This window comes from Cytobacillus solani (assembly GCF_001420595.1).
GTDB lineage: Bacteria > Bacillota > Bacilli > Bacillales > Cytobacillaceae > Cytobacillus > Cytobacillus solani.
Genome location: NZ_LJIX01000006.1, coordinates 2,488,015 through 2,507,264 on the forward strand (window position 1 = coordinate 2,488,015; position 19,250 = coordinate 2,507,264).

19 protein-coding genes and 1 riboswitch are annotated in these 19,250 nt (G+C 36.3%); of the genes, 5 read left to right on the forward strand and 14 right to left on the reverse strand.

Going from position 1 to position 19,250, the window contains the following annotated elements; all coding sequences use genetic code 11:
• Nucleotides 1–195: 195 nt before the first annotated feature.
• A complete protein-coding gene (locus tag AN957_RS14240; protein WP_056684735.1) occupies nt 196–588 on the forward strand; it encodes a globin domain-containing protein in 393 nt (130 codons plus the stop codon).
• An 18-nt stretch (nt 589–606) separates the two neighbouring features.
• On the opposite strand, the gene AN957_RS14245 is transcribed toward AN957_RS14240, so the two are convergent.
• From AN957_RS14245 to AN957_RS28880, 3 genes are all read right to left on the reverse strand, one after another.
• Entirely contained in the window at nt 607–1,188 is a 582-nt protein-coding gene (locus AN957_RS14245; RefSeq protein ID WP_056684739.1) for a glycerol-3-phosphate acyltransferase, read from the reverse strand.
• 109 nt (nt 1,189–1,297) lie between these two features.
• On the reverse strand, nt 1,298–3,457 hold the full coding sequence (locus AN957_RS14250) for a beta-propeller domain-containing protein (protein ID WP_056684743.1): 2,160 nt from the start codon (nt 3,455–3,457) through the stop codon (nt 1,298–1,300).
• A 126-nt stretch (nt 3,458–3,583) separates the two neighbouring features.
• Nucleotides 3,584–3,712: a hypothetical protein gene (locus tag AN957_RS28880; RefSeq protein ID WP_256376270.1), complete on the reverse strand. Its 129-nt coding sequence runs from the start codon at nt 3,710–3,712 to the stop codon at nt 3,584–3,586.
• 239 nt (nt 3,713–3,951) lie between these two features.
• On the opposite strand from AN957_RS28880, the gene AN957_RS28105 reads away from it, so the two are divergent.
• Nucleotides 3,952–4,092, forward strand: coding sequence for a YwzD family small protein (locus tag AN957_RS28105; RefSeq protein ID WP_172797641.1), 141 nt, complete (start codon nt 3,952–3,954; stop codon nt 4,090–4,092).
• A 168-nt stretch (nt 4,093–4,260) separates the two neighbouring features.
• The gene (locus AN957_RS14255) at nt 4,261–4,488 is read left to right on the forward strand and encodes a hypothetical protein (RefSeq protein ID WP_053476145.1); all 228 of its coding nucleotides are present in this window, start codon (nt 4,261–4,263) and stop codon (nt 4,486–4,488) included.
• 21 nt (nt 4,489–4,509) lie between these two features.
• Here the strand turns inward: AN957_RS14255 and qoxD are convergent, their stop codons facing one another.
• The 5 genes from qoxD to thiT all read right to left on the reverse strand — a co-directional run bounded on the left by qoxD (nt 4,510) and on the right by thiT (nt 9,419).
• The gene (qoxD, locus tag AN957_RS14260) at nt 4,510–4,791 is read right to left on the reverse strand and encodes a cytochrome aa3 quinol oxidase subunit IV (RefSeq protein WP_056684746.1); all 282 of its coding nucleotides are present in this window, start codon (nt 4,789–4,791) and stop codon (nt 4,510–4,512) included.
• A 1-nt stretch (nt 4,792) separates the two neighbouring features.
• Complete coding sequence (gene qoxC / locus AN957_RS14265) at nt 4,793–5,389, reverse strand: cytochrome aa3 quinol oxidase subunit III (RefSeq protein WP_053476147.1); 597 nt, start codon at nt 5,387–5,389, stop codon at nt 4,793–4,795.
• The gene (gene qoxB, locus AN957_RS14270; protein ID WP_053476148.1) at nt 5,386–7,335 is read right to left on the reverse strand and encodes a cytochrome aa3 quinol oxidase subunit I; all 1,950 of its coding nucleotides are present in this window, start codon (nt 7,333–7,335) and stop codon (nt 5,386–5,388) included. The genes qoxC and qoxB overlap by 4 nt, the downstream gene beginning before the upstream one ends.
• Before the next feature lie 48 nt (nt 7,336–7,383).
• Nucleotides 7,384–8,307 carry a cytochrome aa3 quinol oxidase subunit II gene (qoxA, locus tag AN957_RS14275; RefSeq protein WP_053476149.1) on the reverse strand — a complete coding sequence of 308 codons (924 nt, stop codon included), beginning with the start codon at nt 8,305–8,307 and terminating at the stop codon, nt 7,384–7,386.
• A gap of 512 nt (nt 8,308–8,819) precedes the next feature.
• A complete protein-coding gene (thiT, locus tag AN957_RS14280) occupies nt 8,820–9,419 on the reverse strand; it encodes an energy-coupled thiamine transporter ThiT (RefSeq protein ID WP_056684748.1) in 600 nt (199 codons plus the stop codon).
• Between the two features lie 66 nt (nt 9,420–9,485).
• Nucleotides 9,486–9,588: riboswitch (TPP riboswitch) on the reverse strand.
• A 185-nt stretch (nt 9,589–9,773) separates the two neighbouring features.
• Between thiT and AN957_RS14285 the strand changes: the two genes are divergently transcribed.
• Together AN957_RS14285 and AN957_RS14290 are read left to right on the forward strand one after the other, a co-directional pair.
• Nucleotides 9,774–11,516, forward strand: a complete 1,743-nt coding sequence (locus AN957_RS14285; protein WP_056684751.1) for an AAA family ATPase — start codon at nt 9,774–9,776, stop codon at nt 11,514–11,516.
• A gap of 164 nt (nt 11,517–11,680) precedes the next feature.
• Nucleotides 11,681–12,913 (forward strand): ATP-binding protein, encoded by a 1,233-nt coding sequence (locus AN957_RS14290; protein WP_053476152.1) that lies wholly within the window; start codon nt 11,681–11,683, stop codon nt 12,911–12,913.
• A 169-nt stretch (nt 12,914–13,082) separates the two neighbouring features.
• Here the strand turns inward: AN957_RS14290 and menC are convergent, their stop codons facing one another.
• The 6 genes from menC to AN957_RS14320 all read right to left on the reverse strand — a co-directional run bounded on the left by menC (nt 13,083) and on the right by AN957_RS14320 (nt 19,083).
• Nucleotides 13,083–14,189 (reverse strand): o-succinylbenzoate synthase, encoded by a 1,107-nt coding sequence (gene menC, locus AN957_RS14295; RefSeq protein ID WP_056684754.1) that lies wholly within the window; start codon nt 14,187–14,189, stop codon nt 13,083–13,085.
• 252 nt (nt 14,190–14,441) lie between these two features.
• Complete coding sequence (locus AN957_RS14300) at nt 14,442–15,212, reverse strand: divergent polysaccharide deacetylase family protein (protein ID WP_053476154.1); 771 nt, start codon at nt 15,210–15,212, stop codon at nt 14,442–14,444.
• A 101-nt stretch (nt 15,213–15,313) separates the two neighbouring features.
• Nucleotides 15,314–16,387 carry an ABC transporter substrate-binding protein gene (locus AN957_RS14305; protein ID WP_053476155.1) on the reverse strand — a complete coding sequence of 358 codons (1,074 nt, stop codon included), beginning with the start codon at nt 16,385–16,387 and terminating at the stop codon, nt 15,314–15,316.
• Nucleotides 16,387–17,187 (reverse strand): ABC transporter permease, encoded by an 801-nt coding sequence (locus AN957_RS14310; RefSeq protein ID WP_053476156.1) that lies wholly within the window; start codon nt 17,185–17,187, stop codon nt 16,387–16,389. The genes AN957_RS14305 and AN957_RS14310 overlap by 1 nt, the downstream gene beginning before the upstream one ends.
• A complete protein-coding gene (locus tag AN957_RS14315; protein WP_056684758.1) occupies nt 17,184–17,987 on the reverse strand; it encodes an ABC transporter permease in 804 nt (267 codons plus the stop codon). The genes AN957_RS14310 and AN957_RS14315 overlap by 4 nt, the downstream gene beginning before the upstream one ends.
• Nucleotides 17,977–19,083 carry an ABC transporter ATP-binding protein gene (locus tag AN957_RS14320; RefSeq protein WP_053476158.1) on the reverse strand — a complete coding sequence of 369 codons (1,107 nt, stop codon included), beginning with the start codon at nt 19,081–19,083 and terminating at the stop codon, nt 17,977–17,979. Before AN957_RS14320 ends, AN957_RS14315 begins: the two co-directional genes overlap by 11 nt.
• Nucleotides 19,084–19,250 lie beyond the last annotated feature (167 nt).

Below are 19,250 nucleotides of genomic sequence, written 5' to 3' on the forward strand. Positions count from 1 at the left end.
TCTTTTTTCTTCCTTTCCCCTTACCCTATTTATATTTCTATTTTATTATCCTTTAGGAAGAGTAATGAATAATGTACAATTAGAAAATCTTCTCTAATGAACGTTTAACCAAACGTGATTTAAATCACAAAAATTTATACTATTAATCATTATAATTAGGATAACTGATAGAATATCGATAGTAGGTGAGTAAAAATGGATTATAAATTTAAAAATCTTTTTGATGAAATTGGAGGAGCAGAGACAATTGATAAATTAGTCAATGCTTTTTATCCGCGAGTGTATGCAGATAAAGATTTGCGTCCACTGTTTGAAGATGACATGGAAGAAATAAAAAGAAAGCAGCGGATGTTTCTTTCTCAATTTACTGGTGGACCAGCCCTTTACAGTGAAGAATTTGGCCCCCCAGCGATGCAAAGAAGGCATCTTCCTTTTGAAATTACACCAACACGTGCAAAGTGCTGGCTTCGCTGTATGAAAGAAGCCTTTCATGAAATAGGGCTTGATGAACATCCTTCAGGTCCTGTTTTCTACGATCGACTGACTCAGGTTGCTGGTATTATGGTGAATAGCCCTGATCCTGAATAAAAACAATCCTAACCGAAGTTAATTTCGGTTAGGATTGTTTTTTCTCCATTTTTCAATCAAGTTTTGTGAATGCGCCAACAGGATAATAATTGTTAGCCCAATGAATCCCCACATTGATTCTACAGAATCATGCAGAAAAAAAACGGCAACAGGCAGGACAAGAAAGGAACCAAGACCGGAAAAAGTAAAGCTTTTTGTAAATGGATACGTGATTAAAAATGCTATAATGATGACAATTGCTAATAAAGGTTCGAAGGCGAGTGCCCCACCAATAAAAGTGGATATTCCCTTTCCTCCTCTAAACCGGAAAAGAATAGGTTTAATGTGGCCGATTAATGCAAAGGATAGCCCTATTATCTGTTCCAAGGCTGATAATTCAATCATTCTGCCTATGAAAACAACCAGAGCTCCTTTAATGGCATCCCCAAGAAAAGTAAGAACAAAAGCTTTTTTGCCATATAAACGACCCGCGTTTCTTGCTCCAGGATTACCTGAACCTTCCCCAAGAATTTTCCCCTTATGAAGAATTTTTATAAGAAAATGTGCGGTTAAAATGTTCCCAATGAAATAAGAGCTAACACAATAAAGAAATAGATTCATAGATTACTCCAGTCTTTTAAAAATAAAAATTGTTTACGTTTAATTATGAAGCAATTTTTATAATTCTTCAATAAAATTAGCACCCATAATTTGGGTGCTAATTTTCACATTATTTTTTTAAGTTTAACTCCCCTTTTAATTTATATGAACCTAAATCATAAGAACTAATTTTATTCGGCGATAATGCATACAACGTGTTACCGATATATAGGACGCGCTGAATGCTGTCCTCCCACTCTTCATAGATGGAATTTGGGTCGTGGTGGGTCATTTTTGCTTTCAATGAAAATCCTTTTTTAAGATCAATGTTGTAAACGTAAGCACCTTGGAATGTAAAAATTGAATCCCTTTCCATTTCATCCGTCGATTTTCCATTTTCATAAACGGTTATCGGAAAAGCAAATAGGTTTTTCTTTTTATCAAACAGGAGAGCTTTATGGTCATAGTTTAATTGGGAATACGTTCCTCTGCCACCGATTATTTCAGTAAATTTCTCCTTTGGATTCGATAAATTTGTTATGTCAAATAGTGAAAGTTTTACCCCATCTGTGAAAATAAGCGGCTCCCCTCCTGAGCCCTTGCCAGGGATTACCTTTGTATCATGACCAAATCCGATTAAATGATTTTCATCATATGGGTGGAGATAGTTGCTAAAACCAGGAATTTTTAATTCTCCTAATACTTTCGGCTGTTTAGGATTTGATCCGTCAATGACAAAGAGCGGATCGGTTTCCTTGAATGTAACAATGAAGATTCTATCGTTCATAAAACGAGCCGAGTATATTCGTTCCCCTCTTGCTAAATCCTCTAACTGTCCAACTTGCTTTAAATTCTCATCTAAGATATAGAGGTTATTGGCAGATGGCTTTGAATCATCCCATACTTGCCCTTTTGTAGTAGCGATGCGGAAATAACCTTTATATTCGTCCATCGAAAATTGATTTAATATCGTTCCTGAAATTTCGCTTGAGCTGTGGAAATCAACCTTCATTCCATCTACAGTAAATTTATAAACCGTTGTATCAGGGTTGTATGAATAATCTCCTTCAATTGCCATGGGCATATAATTCGTAACGGCAAGATAAAGATTGTTTTTTGCCATATATATCTGATCTCCACTGCCTAAATACGTGGTGAGAGCAATTTTGGAAGTAGGTTTATCTAAATCAATCACAGCAATGTTTGTAAAATTGGTTTCTTTAGATTCTGGAAAGTACTGAATCTTATCGTAATTAACTGCTTGCATTTGTGTATGAGTAGCTGAATCTGAATATCTTGGCCGAATATCGATTTCTGGATTCTCACGAAGCAGCCAATAATCTGGGTATTTATTGGCAATTAAATAAACATTACCATCCATTAACCTTGATGTGACAAGTGTTCCTTCAATTTCAATCTGTCTTATTTCTACAGGGTTCTTTTTATCCTTCACATCATAAATTATTGCTTTTGTTGTTTCATGAACTGGTGCTATTTTCATGTCTGCTTGTTTTTTCTCGCTCGACTGTCCTTCGTAACTCGTGCCCATAACGATTAATTGATCGTTTTGTAAATACATTTGAATAGGATAAAATGATTGTTTAAAAGTAATCTCTTTTTCTATTAACATTTTATCAGCAGGGATTGCTTTAATAATTTGCAGTGTATTATCTTTCAGTTGAAAAATATGCTTTCCATCTGTTTTGACAATATCTCCCTCATCAATTCCATCCACTTGCACATTTGTTTCTGAATGACCTTGTGACTTTTCAGATTCCCCTGCTGCTGAATCCATTGAAGATTCCTCTTTAACTGAGTAATCCTTATTTCCCCACATTTCAGTCACTCGTTTTAAGATATGTTCATTTAACTTGCTTTTCGATTCAGCAATTGGCAAAGATTCTTTTACAGTAAAGCTCTGAGTAATACCGGTTACTATTTTTCTGCCCATTATGGAATGAATCTCTTTTGATAGTTGTAATGTATAAGAGGTAAAATCGTAACCGTTCTCTGGCGGTTCAATAAGAATTGTTTTATCATCGTCACTCAATGATACAACTGTCTTTTGCTTCTCTCCCTTTTGATTCAAAACAAAAACGGTGTGGTTATTAATGCTTGATGGATCAAGTTTTTCGGAAAAATGGATTTTCCACAGTTTGTTTTTCATTACGATCAAATTTTCCTTTTCGTCTAAGCCACCCACTACTTTTAATTGAGTTACAAAGAAGCCAGTAAGGATAAACATCATGATCACGAGAGCGCCGCCTACTAGTACCCACTTTTTCTTCATATTTTTCACTCCTTTATAGCTATTGACGCACTTCGATTGAAAACTGTTACATATTTGTAATAAAAATGAAAAATAAAAATCCACTCAATATGAGTGGATTTACCATCTATGTATGGAATTTTTATTTTACCAGTTCTCTGTATTTTCAAGCAATGAATCGATTTCGATGTGTCTGATCATATAGTGAAAGTCGTCATCAGCTATTTCTTTAGTTGCATCCAAAAGCTTATCAATATCCATATTCTTCTTTTTCATAATCAGACCTCCTTTTCATGTAGACCTGTTTGTTTTAATACAGTATTCGCTGACCCCTACCATTTTATGAGGGTCAATATCCTACTACCCGATTTTTCCATTTTGTAAACTACGATTTTCACTTTTTTGTAATATTGTCAACGATTCACGGACAGTATTGGAGGAGAATATACTAAAAAAAAGTAACACCATTAATGAATGATTACGTATGTTTATTGAATATTAGTAGGTGTTAGAATATGAAACCAAAAGTAAATTCAAATGAAATAGCGAAGGTAATGCAATCTGCATTAACAAAAGGTCAAAGTGAAAATCAAATGACAGTTAAGGAATTACTAAGGGATATTAGAAAACAACTGGAGCCACACTATAAAAAATAATGTAAATCATAAAAGCTTGAAGACTTGTTTTCAAAAAAACTTTGTCTTCAAGCATTTTTTATATGTATCTAAATCTTATGATCTAGAAATAATAAAATAAAATTTTAAAAAAAGTTTGACAATTTTGTGAACAAAATGAATAATTTAAATATAAGGAGGATGAGTTAAATGAATCTAAATGCGAACATACTCAAGATTGTAAATTATGTTGGTGTCACATTATCAACAATCGGCCTTATCATTTTTACATTTGGTTTCTTTGGAAACGGGAATAATATATTAACACCGATTGGGATTGGAACAATTATGGGTGCGGTTTTTATCTTTGTGATGGGGATATTCTTTGTAGCAACGGAAGAGATGCTGAACAAAACAAAAAAAGGAGCATCCATTTAGATGCTCCTTTTTTGCAATATGTTACATATCCCAGTTGAAGAGGAATAGTGTACCGAATATTGTAATTAACGCAATGAAAATCATAAAGTAGACATTGCCATATATGGACCATTTATCCTTTGTTTCACCTGCATGCATGAATACTACAAGTTGCAGCAATGCTTGAATAAATGCTGTCACAACAAGAACTGTTAATCCTATTGCGAATGACATGTCTAAGAAATAAACGGCAAGGGCTACAGCAGTTAGAATTAATGAAAATACAAAGCCCATTACTTGTTTGGCCGGGAATAATTCTTTCATATTACATCATTCCTTTCAAGTAGATGAAGCTGAAGATGAAGATCCAAACTACATCTAAGAAATGCCAGTAAAGGGAGAAAATAAATGATTTATTCGCAGTTTCAGGAGTCAACCCGCGTTTCTTTACTTGCAGAATGATGGCTAAGCCCCAGAATAAACCGAATGTTACGTGTGCTCCATGTGTTCCTAATGTTGTTAATAGGCTGGCAGTAAACGCGCTCGTTTGCAATCCTGCTCCTATGTGTACATAATGTACAAACTCAAATATTTCAAACCCTAAGAATCCTAAACCTAATAGCAAAGTGATGGAGAAGAAGCTAATCATTGCTTTTATCTTGCCTAAACGCATGGCATGAATTCCAAGACCAATCACGAAGCTACTTGTTAAAAGCAAAATTGTTTCAATTAATACTGGTGTTATTTCAAAAATTTCTGCGCCGGTAGGACCATTACCTGTTCGGTGCTCTAATGTAAAATAAGTTGTAAAAAGTGTTGCGAAAAGCATAATTTCGGCACCAAGGAAAATCCAGAAACCGAATATATTTAGATTATTTTGCCCAGTACTATATTCAAGAGGTTGCGAGTGATCTAGTTTCATAATTTAGCCCCCCCTGTTTTCTCTTCCGTTTCTTTAATTTCTTCAATAGAAATATAACGTCCGTGATCTTTTTCGAATGAGCGCAATACCAAACATGCGAAGATTCCGATTGTTGAAAGGATGACAAGCGGCCAGATAGCAAATACAAATGAAAAGCCCCATACAAAGAAGATTGAACATAAGATAAATGGCATGCCACTGTTATTTGGCATATGAATTTTGTCTAACTTAGCTGGGAATAGTACATGTCCCTTTTTCTTAGAATCCCAGAATGGCTGAATAGAATTCACTTGTGGTGTAATTGCAAAATTATATTCAGGAACTGGTGTATTTGTTGCCCATTCTAATGTACGAGCATCCCATGGGTCTGAACCGATATTTCTTGGTGAATAACGAATGCTATAATAAACATTGTAGACGATTAAAGCGAAAGCTATTGCCATAATCCCTGCACCAACAAATGAAATCATATTCAATGCACCGAAGCCAGTTGCTTCAGAGTAAGTGTACATACGACGCGCTTGCCCATCTAGACCAGTAATATACATTGGGAAGAATGCAAGAACAAAGCCGATTGAGAGGAGCCAGAACGTCCATTTCCCGATTCGTTCATTTAACATAAAGCCAAACATTTTTGGCCAATAATACGTAAGACCTGCAAGCATCGCAAATACAACACCAGGAATAATTGTATTATGGAAGTGAGCAACTAAGAACATTGTATTATGATATTGGTAATCAGCTGCTGACATCGCAAGCATGACCCCTGTCACTCCGCCAATTGTGAAAAGTGGGATAAATCCTATTGAATAAAGCATAGGAACGGTAAACCGAATCTTCCCTTTCCACATGGTGAATAACCAGTTGAAAATCTTAACCCCAGTTGGTACAGCAATCGCCATCGTTGTGATCGAGAAGAAGCTATTCGATGCTGCCCCTTGACCCATTGTAAAGAAATGGTGAGCCCATACTAAACATGAAAGTACTGAAATGATAACCATAGAAGCGACCATTGATTTATAGCCATATAAATTTTTGCTTGAGAAAGTAGAAATTATCTCGCTGTATATTCCGAAAGCTGGCAAAATCAAGATATATACCTCAGGATGTCCCCAAACCCAGAATAGGTTCGCCCAAAGCATATCCATACCGCCGTTCGAACTTGTAAAGAAGTTGGTTGCAAAAAGTCGGTCCATTGTTCCCATAGCAAGAGCCACTGTTAAAACTGGGAACACTGTAACAATGATAAGGTTTGCAACTAAAGTAGACCATGTGAACATTGGCATTTTCATCATAGTCATACCAGGGGCTCTCATTTTCATAATCGTTGTGATCATATTAATACCTGTCATTAAAGAACCAAGTCCAGATATTTGGATCGCGATCATATAATAATTCGTTCCAACGGATTCGCTAAATTCATTTCCTGCAAGCGGGAAATATGATGTCCACCCCGCATCAGGTGAACCTCCAATGACAAATGAGATGTTAAATAGCATTGCTCCCATGAAAAATAGCCAGAAACTAATTGCATTTAAACGTGGGAACGCAACATCACGCGCGCCAATTTGTAATGGCACAATGTAGTTCATAAATGCAAATATGAAAGGCATCGCCATAAAAATGATCATAACGACCCCATGTGTAGTAAAAATTTCATTATAGTGTTGTGCATCAAGTAATTTACTATCTGGTGTAGCAAGCTGAGCACGCATCATGATGGCATCTACCCCACCACGAAAAAGCATCAGCAATGCGGATATTAAATACATTAAACCAATTCGTTTATGGTCAACCGTTGTCAACCATTCACGCCATAAATAGCCCCATTTTTTAAAATAGGTTAATCCAGCAATAATTGCGATCACTGTTAGCCCAATAACAACCATTGATGCATAAATTGCAGGACTTGGATGTGGTATGGCAAAGCGTTCAAAGAATTCCATCCGTATGTTTCTCCTTTCGAGAAAAGTTATTTTACTATTCTGTTATTCTTAATGATTGCTATGATCTGAATGATTTTCTTCTGATTCGTGAGAATCAGAATGTCCTTCATGTGTTTCTTCTGTTGATTCACTGTCTGATGAACCATGGTCATGCTCAGGTGGTGGTGCGAATTCTAAATGAGTTCCAGTGAAAGTCATTTGACCAAGGTGTCCAGGCTTTAATAATTCATTGTATTTTTCTTCAGAAAGTGGATCAGCCGTTTCTTTTACTTCCTTTACCCAATCATCGAAATCTTTTTGAGACATGGCAGTGACATTGAATGCATTTTCAGCAAACCCTTTTCCGCTGAAGTTAGCATTACGACCCATAAATTCGCCAGGTTCGTCTGCAGCTAAGTGCAATGTTGTAATCATGTCAGCCATTGCATATTTTTGACCGCCTAGTTGTGGAACCCAGAAACTTGTAATCGGTCCATTTGAATATAATTTAAATTCAAGTGCACGGTCTGTTGGTATATATAAATAATTGACTGTTTCAATGTTTTCTTCAGGATAACTAAAATGCCATTTCCAGTTGGACGATGAAGCATAGACAACCAATGGTTCTTGTTCTTCATAGCCTTTCGGAGCAGACTCAACGATATAGTTACTTTGTACGGAAACGAATGATAAATAAGCAACAATTATCACAGGAATTCCTACACAAATTGCTTCGACCCATGGATTCCCTTCCATGTGAGGTGGTTCATAGTCTTCACTTTGTTTTGAAGCGCGGAATTTCACCAACACATATATTAAAATAGCAAAAACAACAATAACAACTACCGACATAATTCCTATCGATAATAGTATGTCATTGGCTTGCCTTTCAGCTTGAGGCCCTTTAGGATCAAAGACCGTTAATGGTTCACATCCTGTTAACACAGTGACAATAGTGAAAAATACCGCTAATACAGCCCATTTCAATTTCATAACAGGGGCTCCTTTCTTATTAGAAATCAAAAAAACCAATTATTGTGTACATATTTTCACAATCTTCAACAAAAGAACACCTAAACATGTTCTTGCTGGTTCATTTACAATATTAACATGTTGTTAACGAAAAGAATGTGACAAATAACCGAAGGAATATTTTTACTTTATTGGATCAACTAATATATCGAAATAACAATGAATACATATAAACATTGCATTTAAACTACTTTCTTAGAGGAAAAAATAACTTTTGAAGCTGATTCAGATTTCAAAAGTTGTTCACATATTTGTAAAATTATTAAAAAGTTCTCGTAATTCTCTGTTAAATCTTTCGAATCAGTTTTTCTGAAATAATGATTATTTTTCCATATTCAATATATTTTTCCAGTAGCAACTCTCTTTTCTTCACATAATTATCCACTAAATATGATGATTCAAAAATAGTATTACATTTCATTTTCAATAAATAAAAATCCTCTCTAAAAAGTTTAGAGAGGATTTTTTATCTTTCACGAAGCTTTGTTATGTGTTATAGCCAATGAGTCATTTTTTCTAATAATTATTTGCGGTGCAGTGGCAATGACAAGTACGACAACAATTGAACATAGTACCCATGATCCAAGTGCTGTTGCTCCATTTACTGCAAAAGAGAATAGAAACGGTGACATGCCTTCTGGTGCATAGCTGCCAAAAAATAAAATACCAGCACAGAAATGCCAGAAATAGCGAGCAAGACTTCCGATAAATATAGCTGCTACAATCCAAGTAAGCGCAGTTTTCTTTTTTCCATATCTCAGATCTTTTTGAATGAAATTGTAAAATAGTCCAGCAAAACCGATGAATGCAAAAGCCAAGACATATTCAATAAATGTTTGTACAGGTGTTACTATCCAAGCATCTCCCATGACAATTTGGAGAATGCCCCACATAAAGCCAGAAATCATACTTACACGAAACCCCCATCGAAAGGCCAAGATGAAGATGGGCAGCATGGCAACTGAAATTGATATATTGGGCGTTGGCTTGATTGATGGCAATAAATCCAAAATAATGGCAAATGCTGCAAAAAATGAAGCCTCAATCAATGCGATTAAACTTAATTTTTTCATAAAAATACTCCCCTTTTCAAATGGTACGACACCTCAAGGGGAGAATAAGCATACAAAACAAAAAAACACCTATTCAATCCACATTCCTGCGCTAGAATTATCTAACAGGTTCGAAGGGTCAGAACAGCGAACTGTTCACTCTCAGCTTTACGCTCCCCTTGTGGTTACGTTTATTTAATATCCTATGTAATTATATCTTGCTTTCCAATATTTGTGAAGGGGAAATAGTACTTTTAAGGATATCTTTGCTATATAAGTTATTTAACAATATTTTCTAGTTTTTACATAAATCATCTACTATTCACACATATGTTTCGTACTTATAATGAAAAGGTACAATGAGGAGGGAAAAAGTTGAAATTAAATTTTAGAAAAGCTTCAACAATTGTTCCGATTATTGTAGGCTTATTAGTTATAGCAACAGCCATTTTCTTTGTTGTTCAGAATGGGAATAAATCCGTAACAGTCCCCTATTCTTCTGTCGAAGAATTGATTGCATCGCAAAATGGGGAAATGGTTACAATAAATGAACATATAAATGGAAAACTTACGATTATTACTGGTGATGGTAAATTTATTTCACATGTCCCGCCAAATAGTCAATTGATTGGTAAATTAGTAGAAAATTATCATGTTGAATATACATTTTCATCTAGTAGTCCATATACACCATGGATTTTGGGCGGGCTCGCTGTCTTAATTACTGCCATAGGCATTTATTTATATAAGTCTGGCAGAGGCGGCCTTGGTGCAACAAATACAATGAAGCAAAGTGTATCGAGGGCAAAGCCGCTTCCACCTATTTCTCTTGCTGATGTTGGAGGAATTCAAGGTGAAATGAAAGATGAGATCATGCAAACTCTTTCTATTTTGAAAGAACCGGAACGTGCAATTCAAATGGGTTTAAAGCAACCGAAAGGGATACTATTATATGGTCCTCCTGGAACAGGGAAAACATTGCTGGCACAAGCGATTGCTAAAGAGCTAGGTGCAACCTTCTTTTCAACGAGCGGCTCAGCATTTAATGAAATGTTTGTAGGTGTTGGTGCATCCCGCGTGCGAACATTGTTCCAAAATGCAAGGAAGCAAAAGCCTGCAGTCGTTTTTATCGATGAAGTCGATGCCCTTGCTGGTAAAAGAAAGCAGCATGGCGGTGAAGAAAGTGAGAAGACGTTAACTGAACTTCTAGTACAGCTAGATGGCGGACACTCTAATGATGGCATTCTTTTCATTGCGGCGACAAATCGGAAAGATATGCTTGATGATGCCTTTCTTCGACCTGGCCGGATTGACTTTTCGTTTCATGTGCCTCTTCCTGATACGAAAGGAAGAAAAGAAATTATCGAGATTCATACGAAAAATAGAAAATTAGCTACAAATGTAATGAACTCTCTTGAAGAACTTGCTGAAAGCACTTCTGGTTTTTCCGGTGCCGATCTTCAATCACTATTTGAAACAGCCAGTCGCAGAGCTGTACAAAATGGACAAGCTTGCATTTCAAAGGAAGATATTGATTTCGCTTTAGACAGAACCGTGCTTGGAAGCTCAACACGTGCGCTTCAGGACACAGAAACGAAAAGACGTGTTGCAATCCATGAATCAGGACACGCACTTGTTGCAGCAATTACAAAGCCCGGGTCTGTTCGTAAAGCGACCATTATTCCCCGTGGACAAGCACTTGGTTATGTTGCGCCGGTTCCGAAAGAAATGCATCTCTCGACAACAAGCGACATGCTTGATCAAGTAGCAATGATTTTAGCTGGCGGTGTTGCCGAAAGAATGATTCTTGGCGAGCACAGCATAGGTGTTGGCGGCGATGTTCAACAGGCAAAACAGATGATTGAACAAATGGTTGACACAGGCTTACTTGATGATGGTTTTACTTTAACCTTTAACAAGTCAGATAAAGAAATAAAAATGCAAGAACTTTTCCAAAAAGCATTAGAGAGATCAGAAAAGCTAATAAATACGAACAGAGTCCAATTTGACAACTTAGTAGAAGCCCTCTTAAAGCAAGAGACTTTAGATGGGACAGAAGTCCAAGAACTTGTGGATATTTACCCATCGATAAATGAAAAGCAACTCGTTCTTTCTTAAGATTTACCGGCTCATCATGAGCCGGTTATTTTTTTGTCGAGTTTTGTAAAATATGAAAGAATTATTTTTCCTGTTCATTCAACATTTATCTACATATTATAAAGGATTCCCCTCCCTGCTTGTTTAATTAGATATGGAACGATTAGCATGGAGGAATGGTGCTCTTGAAGGATTTTGTAGCAGATTTATTTTTTCACTTCTTTATTATGATGATGATCCCCTTAGTAAATATCATACTTAGCCGACACAAAAAAGGACTGAAAACATATATTGTTTTTCTTATCACGATTATATTTTCACTTCTATTGACTATGTCCTTTCCTGTAAGAGTTGCAGATGGCATGGCATTTGATTTGAAATTTATTCCTATTTTTATATCTTTTTTCTATATGGGTCCACTATCTGGTGGTATTACAATTGGTGCTTTATTAGGAGTAAACGTATTTGGAGAGTTTAAGGAATTATTGGTATTATTAATAAATTATTTAATCATCATACCCTTATTTGGCTTTGTTTATAAAAACTATCAAAGAGGAAATCCTTGGAAGAAACTTTGTATTGGTGTCACTTTCTATATTTTAATTACTGGTACACGCATAATTGCTTTTATACAATCAGGACATTCAGAAGATTTCCTATTTCTATGCTCATTTTCCATTGTTTCATTACTGACACTTGCGATCATTATCTATTTAATCGAAATGAATAAGCTTCAGCTAGCCATGCTGGAACAATTACAAAACGCAGATAAATTGAATGCAGTGAGTCAGCTCGCTGCTTCAGTTGCACATGAAATTCGCAATCCAATGACAACGATCCGAGGCTTTTTGCAAATCATGAAGGACGAAAATAACTTAACATCCAAACAAGGAATGTTTATATCTGTTTCACTTGAAGAATTGGATCGGACACAGAAAATAATTGGAGATTTTCTATCGCTTGCACGCCCTTCAAGCCATTTTTGCGAGTCGATTCCTCTTACACAAACATTATTGGATGTTGCAGAATTTATGCATCCATTTGCTGTAATGTCTAATGTTATTCTTATTACAAATATTGAAGGAAATTTAGTTATTAACGGAAATACAAATGAATGTAAGCAGTTATTAATCAATTTAATCAAGAATGGGATTGAGGCCATGCCCTCTGGCGGAAATTTAGAATTGCATGCCTATCAAGAAGATGGACATGCGAAAATAAATATTAAAGATGAAGGAATTGGTATTTCCTCCCATCAGATTAAGCAGCTAGGACAGCCATATTATTCAACCAAAACAAAAGGAACTGGTCTTGGTTTAATGATTAGTTTTGATATCATTAAACGTATGAATGGCGATTACAAAATTGTTAGTAAAGAAAGTGCGGGGACAACCTTTCATATGAAATTCCCATTGTAACCGCCTCTCTCCTCAAGAACCGACAACATCTTTTACATACGACAAATTCAGACTTGCAGAATGACGATTTTAATAAGGAAATGTCTGAATCTGCGCTTTCCCAAGAAATATTGATTGAATATTTCGTAATTTATAATTACTCCCAGGCTCCACATGTCCTGGGAGCTTATTAAGAAAATATTTTTTCATTTATAGTAAATTGCCGAATGGTCTCCATATTTGGATCAAAGCCAATACCAGGATGCGCTGGTACATTGATATATCCATTTTCTACTACTACCTCTGGATAAATGATATCCTGTTCCCAATAATGTGAAGAACCAGCTGTATCACCTGGCAAAATAAAATTAGATAATGTAGTTAAAGCAATATTATGTGCTCTTCCAATGCCTGCTTCAAGCATGCCGCCACACCATACAGGAATCTTGTTTTCTTTGCATAGATCATGAATTCTTCTTGCCTCTGATAGTCCCCCTACCCTGCCAATTTTAATATTAATTATTTGACAGGCTTTCAATTCAATGGCTAGACGCGCATCCTCATATGAATGTATGCTTTCATCCAAACAAATCGGTGTTGTAATTTCCTTTTGAAGCTTTGCATGATCAATAATGTCATTTGCAGCTAATGGCTGTTCAATCATCATTAAACCATATTCATCCATTGATTTAAACAGATCGATATCATTTAACGTGTACGCTGAGTTTGCATCAGCCATTAATGGGACTTTTGGGTAATGCTTTCTGATTTCTCGAATGACCTCAAGATCCCAGCCTGGTTTAATTTTCACCTTCATTCGCTTGTATCCCTTAGCAGTATACCCATCAATTAATTGTAAGAGGTCATCAATAGTATTTTGAATACCAATGCTTATTCCAACTTCGATTCTCTTCTTATTTCCTCCAAGTGCTTTGGTCAGGCTTAACCCCTTTTCTTTCGCATATAAATCCCATACAGCCCCTTCAATTGTTGATTTAGCCATATTGTTTTTTCTTATTGATGAGAGAATATTTGAAACTTGATTTGGATGGTCAAGCTCTTCGTTTATTACCGCCGGGATCATAAAATCTTCGAGCATATGCCAATTCGTCTTTACCGTTTCTTCTGTATACCAGGGTGTGTCAAAGGCTACGGACTCTCCCCAACCGATATGCTCATTTTCTGATTTTGCTTCAAGAAGAAGAAATTCTTTATCTTGCATTGTCCCAAAACTTGTCGAAAACGGAGATTTCATTTTCATTTTTAAATGTCGCAATGTGATTTCACGAATCTTCATATGTTCCACCTCAATTACTAAAAATTTCTTATCATCTTTAATAATAGTGGAAAACTCCCTTCCTTTCACTAAATGTGTGTGAACTCGAATCTTTTTTTCACTAAAACATATACTAGTATCACGGCCGTCCACCTCTTCTACTTTCGCAGCGACTGCGGGACTAACCAGATCAGAATGTGGGCGGCTTTTTTGTTATTTTCTATACTGAAAAGAAATAACCTGGTCAAAGTACAACCAGTTTGTTTTTACATTTTAAATGCCCTCATCAAGCAACTCATATCCAGGGATAAGCTTGGAAAGCGGAACAAGTTCTGCTTTGTTTTTATAAACAGGAATATACGCTTCTAAGACACTCGCCATAATTGGACCAGAAACACCAACATGTCCAATTGCAATGATTTGCTCACTTTTATTCAACTTTCCGGCTAATAGGTTCGCTTGTTTTGTCACATGGCGAGTGGTATATACGTCATCAAAAAACAAATTATTTTCTAAATAGGGGATGTTTAGTTGGTTGGCAATCTTCCCCACTACACTATTTGCAGTTGTTTTGCTATCGAGATAAAAAAATCCATATTCTTTGCAAACCTCCAGGACAATTCTCATGACTCGCTCATTTTCTGTCGCTTTCGATCCCATATGATGATTCATGCCGATTGCATGTGGGACATCCTTAATCGCAGCAACAACTCGTTTCCGTATCTCTTCATCACTTAAGTCTGTTGTGATTGCACCTGGACCAAGCCAGCTCTTCTTTCCTTTCTTTGGCTCCATTGGCAAATGGACGATCACATCATGTCCATTTCGTTTTGCGAGTTCTGCATCTGCTTTCGTGCTCGGCATAAAGGGCATGATTGCTGCAGTTAAAGTAATAGGAAGCTCTAATATTTCTTCTGTTCCTTTCATATTGTTTCCAAGGTCATCTATTACAATAGCTAGTTCTCTTTTCATTTGAGAAGCTTCTGTAAATAAGGGCTGGTTTAAAGAAAAGAGAAGAACAAGCAGGCAAAGTAATCGTTTCATTTCACCACTCCTTTTTCCATTAATTTCTCCATAATTCAATAAGAATATGATAAGAACAGGTACAAAAAAAACTGACCAGCTATTAGCCGGTCAGTTCACAATTATTTTGTATGCATTTTAAATTCAAGAAAAAGATCATTGTAATGAGCGAGCATTCTTTTTCCTAGGTTTTCATATACCTCAAGCTTTGAAGTCATTTCTTCATCCGGATAAAAACGCTCATCATTTACTACTTCTTCATCCATATATTTTAGTGCTTCTTTATTAGGTGTAGAGTAGCCGACATAATCTGTATTTTGTGCAGCTACTTCTGGATCGAGCATAAAATTGATAAATTGATGTGCAGCTTCGACATTTTTCGCCGTTTTTGGAATAACCATATTATCAAACCATAAATTCGATCCTTCTTTCGGAATCACATACTCCACATTTTCATTTTCCCACATAATTTCTTGGGCGGTCCCAGACCAGACAAGTCCTATCGCTGCTTCTTCATTTTGCAATAATAAACGATTTTCGTCCCCAACAATTGCCTTTATATTAGGTGTTAATGCATCTATCTTTTCCTTTGCTTCCTGAAGGTGATCTTTGTTTTTATCATTCAATGAATAGCCTAGGCTATTTAATGACATACCTAATACTTCACGCGCACTATCAACTAGCAAAATTTGATTCTTAAACGCAGGATCCCAAAGGTCATTCCAGCTAGTTAATTCTCGATCGCCAAGTATTTTCGTGTTGTACAATATGCCTACCGTTCCCCAAAAATACGGAATCGAATATTTGTTCCCGTGATCGAATGGCAAATCTAAGAAACGGGAATCCAGATATTGAAAATTCGGGAGCTTTGAATGATCGATCGGAAGAAGCAGATCTTCCTGAATCATTTTATCGATGATGTACTCGGAAGGAACGGCAATATCATAGGCGGTCCCTCCTTGTTCGATTTTCGTCAGCATCGCTTCATTGGAATCAAATGTCTCGTAAATGACCTTTATTCCTGTCTCATCTTCAAATTGTTTAATCAGTTCCTCATCGATATAATCGCCCCAGTTAAAAATGGTTAACGTATTTCCGCTCGTATAGCCCTGTGAGGAATTTAGCCTGAAAACAATAAATATTAAAACAAACGAAACGATTAACACGGCTAATAATGCACGAATTAGCTGTTTCATTATCTAACCCCCATTCTACCCGGTTTGTTATTACGTTTAGTGATGAAGTAATAACCGACAACTAGGAGCATGGTAAAAATAAATAAAAGTGTTGAAAGAGCATTAATATTTAAGGAAACCCCTCTTCTGGCAAGTGAATAAATTTCCACTGATAAGGTGGTAAAGCCATTGCCCGTTACAAAAAAGGTAACAGCAAAATCATCTAATGAATACGTTAATGCCATAAAGAATCCCGCAAAAATCCCTGGTGTAATATATGGGAGCACGACTTTTGTCAAGACATCCCAACGGCTAGCACCTAAATCAAGAGCGGCATAAATCATTGATGTATTCATCTCTTCAATTTTCGGAAGAACCATAATGACAACAATTGGCACACTAAAAGCAATATGAGCAAGTAATACAGAGATAAACCCAAGCTTAATACCAACCATCGTAAACAAAATTAAAAAGGATGCACCGATAATAACATCCGGGCTAACAATCAGAACATTATTCAGCGAAAGCAATGTGTTTTTCACTCTTCTTCTTCTTGCATAGTAGATAGCTAGGGCACCTGCAACCCCAAGAATCGTAGAAATTGCAGCTGAAAGCAGAGCAATAATGGCTGTATTTAGTACGATGATCAACAGTCTTGAATCGCCAAATAACTCCTTGTACCAATCAAGTGTAAATCCTTCAAAATGGTACATCGTTCCCCCGCTATTAAAGGAATAAAACATTAAATATAATATCGGGGCATACAGAATGAAAAACATAATGATTAAATAAACTGTAGATAGTTTAGATAATTTCTTCATAAGATCCCCCGCTTTCTTTTCCCAGTGAGAATCATAATTAATACCATGGCAATGATTAAAAAGACGGCGATCGTTGCGCCCATTCCCCAGTCTTGCGTAACTAAGAAATGCTGTTCAATAGCTGTACCAAGTGTAATCACTCGATTACCAGCTATTAATCTTGTAAGCATGAACAGCGACAAGGCTGGTATGAAAACAATTTGACACCCTGATTTAACACCATCAATGGTCAGCGGGAATATTACACGCTTAAATGTAATCCATTTAGATGCACCAAGATCATTGGATGCATCAACAAGTGACGGATTCAATTCATCCAATGCGTTAAAAATAGGCAGGATCATAAATGGCAAGAATATATATACAGAAACAAAGATAAAGCTAAAATCAGTGAAAAGGATTTGCTTTGTTCCGATCCCAATTACTTCAAGGAAGCTATTAGCTGCTCCATATGTTCCGAATATACCAATGAATGCGTAAGCTTTTAGCAATAAATTGATCCAAGAAGGAAGGATAATTAATAAAAGTAAAAGCTGTTTATGCTTTGTTTTTGTAAGCAAGTAAGAAATTGGATATGCAACAAGTAATGTAAACATAGTAATTAAAAAGGCATACCAAAAAGAGCTAAACGTCATTTTTAAATAAACTGGTGTAAAAAACTTCTTGTAATTATCAAACGTTAATTGTCCATCTATATCGAAAAATGAGTAATATAGAACCAGGAGAATCGGCATAACGACAAAAAGGGCGATCCAAATAACATATGGAATGAGGTAAAAATTCCGTGATTTACTTTTCATAGCTTCCCTCTTCATATGCTTCTAGTCGTTTGTCGAATTCCTCTTCCGTCTCCCCATGTCTCATAACATGAATAGCCTCAGGATCAAACGTTAGCCCTATTTCCTCACCAACAATTGCCTTCTTTGTTGAATGGACAAGCCACTCATTACCGTCCTGGTCATTACAGCTAATCTCATAGTGAACCCCACGGAATAATTGAGAATCAACATGTACACGAAGCCTCCCATTTTCTGGCATCGTAATTTCTAAATCCTCAGGTCGAATGACAATTTCGACTGCCTCATTTGGATCAAAACCACCATCAACACATTCAAACGTTTTTCCAGCAAATTGTACAGAAAAATCTTTTAACATAACGCCCGGAACAATATTTGATTCTCCGATAAAGTCTGCAACAAATCGGTTAATAGGTTCATCATAAATATCAGTTGGCGTTCCGCTTTGTTCGATATTGCCGTTATTAAGAACAAAGATTTCATCAGACATCGCAAGTGCCTCTTCTTGGTCATGGGTAACGAAAATGAATGTGATCCCTAGTCTGCGCTGCAGTTCACGTAATTCATATTGCATTTCAGTACGGAGCTTTAAGTCAAGTGCAGAAAGAGGTTCATCCAATAATATAACCTCTGGTTCATTGACAATCGCTCGTGCGATGGCAACACGCTGGCGCTGCCCGCCCGACATTTCTTTTATTTCTCTTTTTTCATATCCTTCAAGATTGACAAACCTTAATGCTTCTTTCACTTTTCGATCAATCTCATTACTTTTTAACTTCTTTATTCTTAAGCCAAATGCCACATTTTCATAAACATTTAAATGCGGAAACAAAGCATAGTCCTGAAAAACTGTATTCACTTGACGTTTGTTTGCAGGCACGTCGTTAACAATTTTTCCATTAATAAAGATTTTTCCTTTAGACGGCTCAATGAATCCAGCAATTAATCTCAGAATCGTTGTTTTCCCACATCCAGATGGTCCTAGAAGCGTATAGAATTTCCCTCTTTCGATTTCAAAGCTTACGTCATTTAAAACTGGGGGATCATTATCATATTGTTTCGTTACTTGTTCAAAACGAATTATTGTATGATCTGTCATTTTTATCTCCTTCAATCATTTAGTGTATGTTTGAATTCATCGAAAAAAATCGAAACATAGAAAAGCGCAAGCGGTTTGATCACCCCAGACAAGCATAAGTCGAGCCTTTCTGAAAGGATTATCTTGTGACCTCGAGTTCGACATAACTCGACGTCCTGTACGTCGGG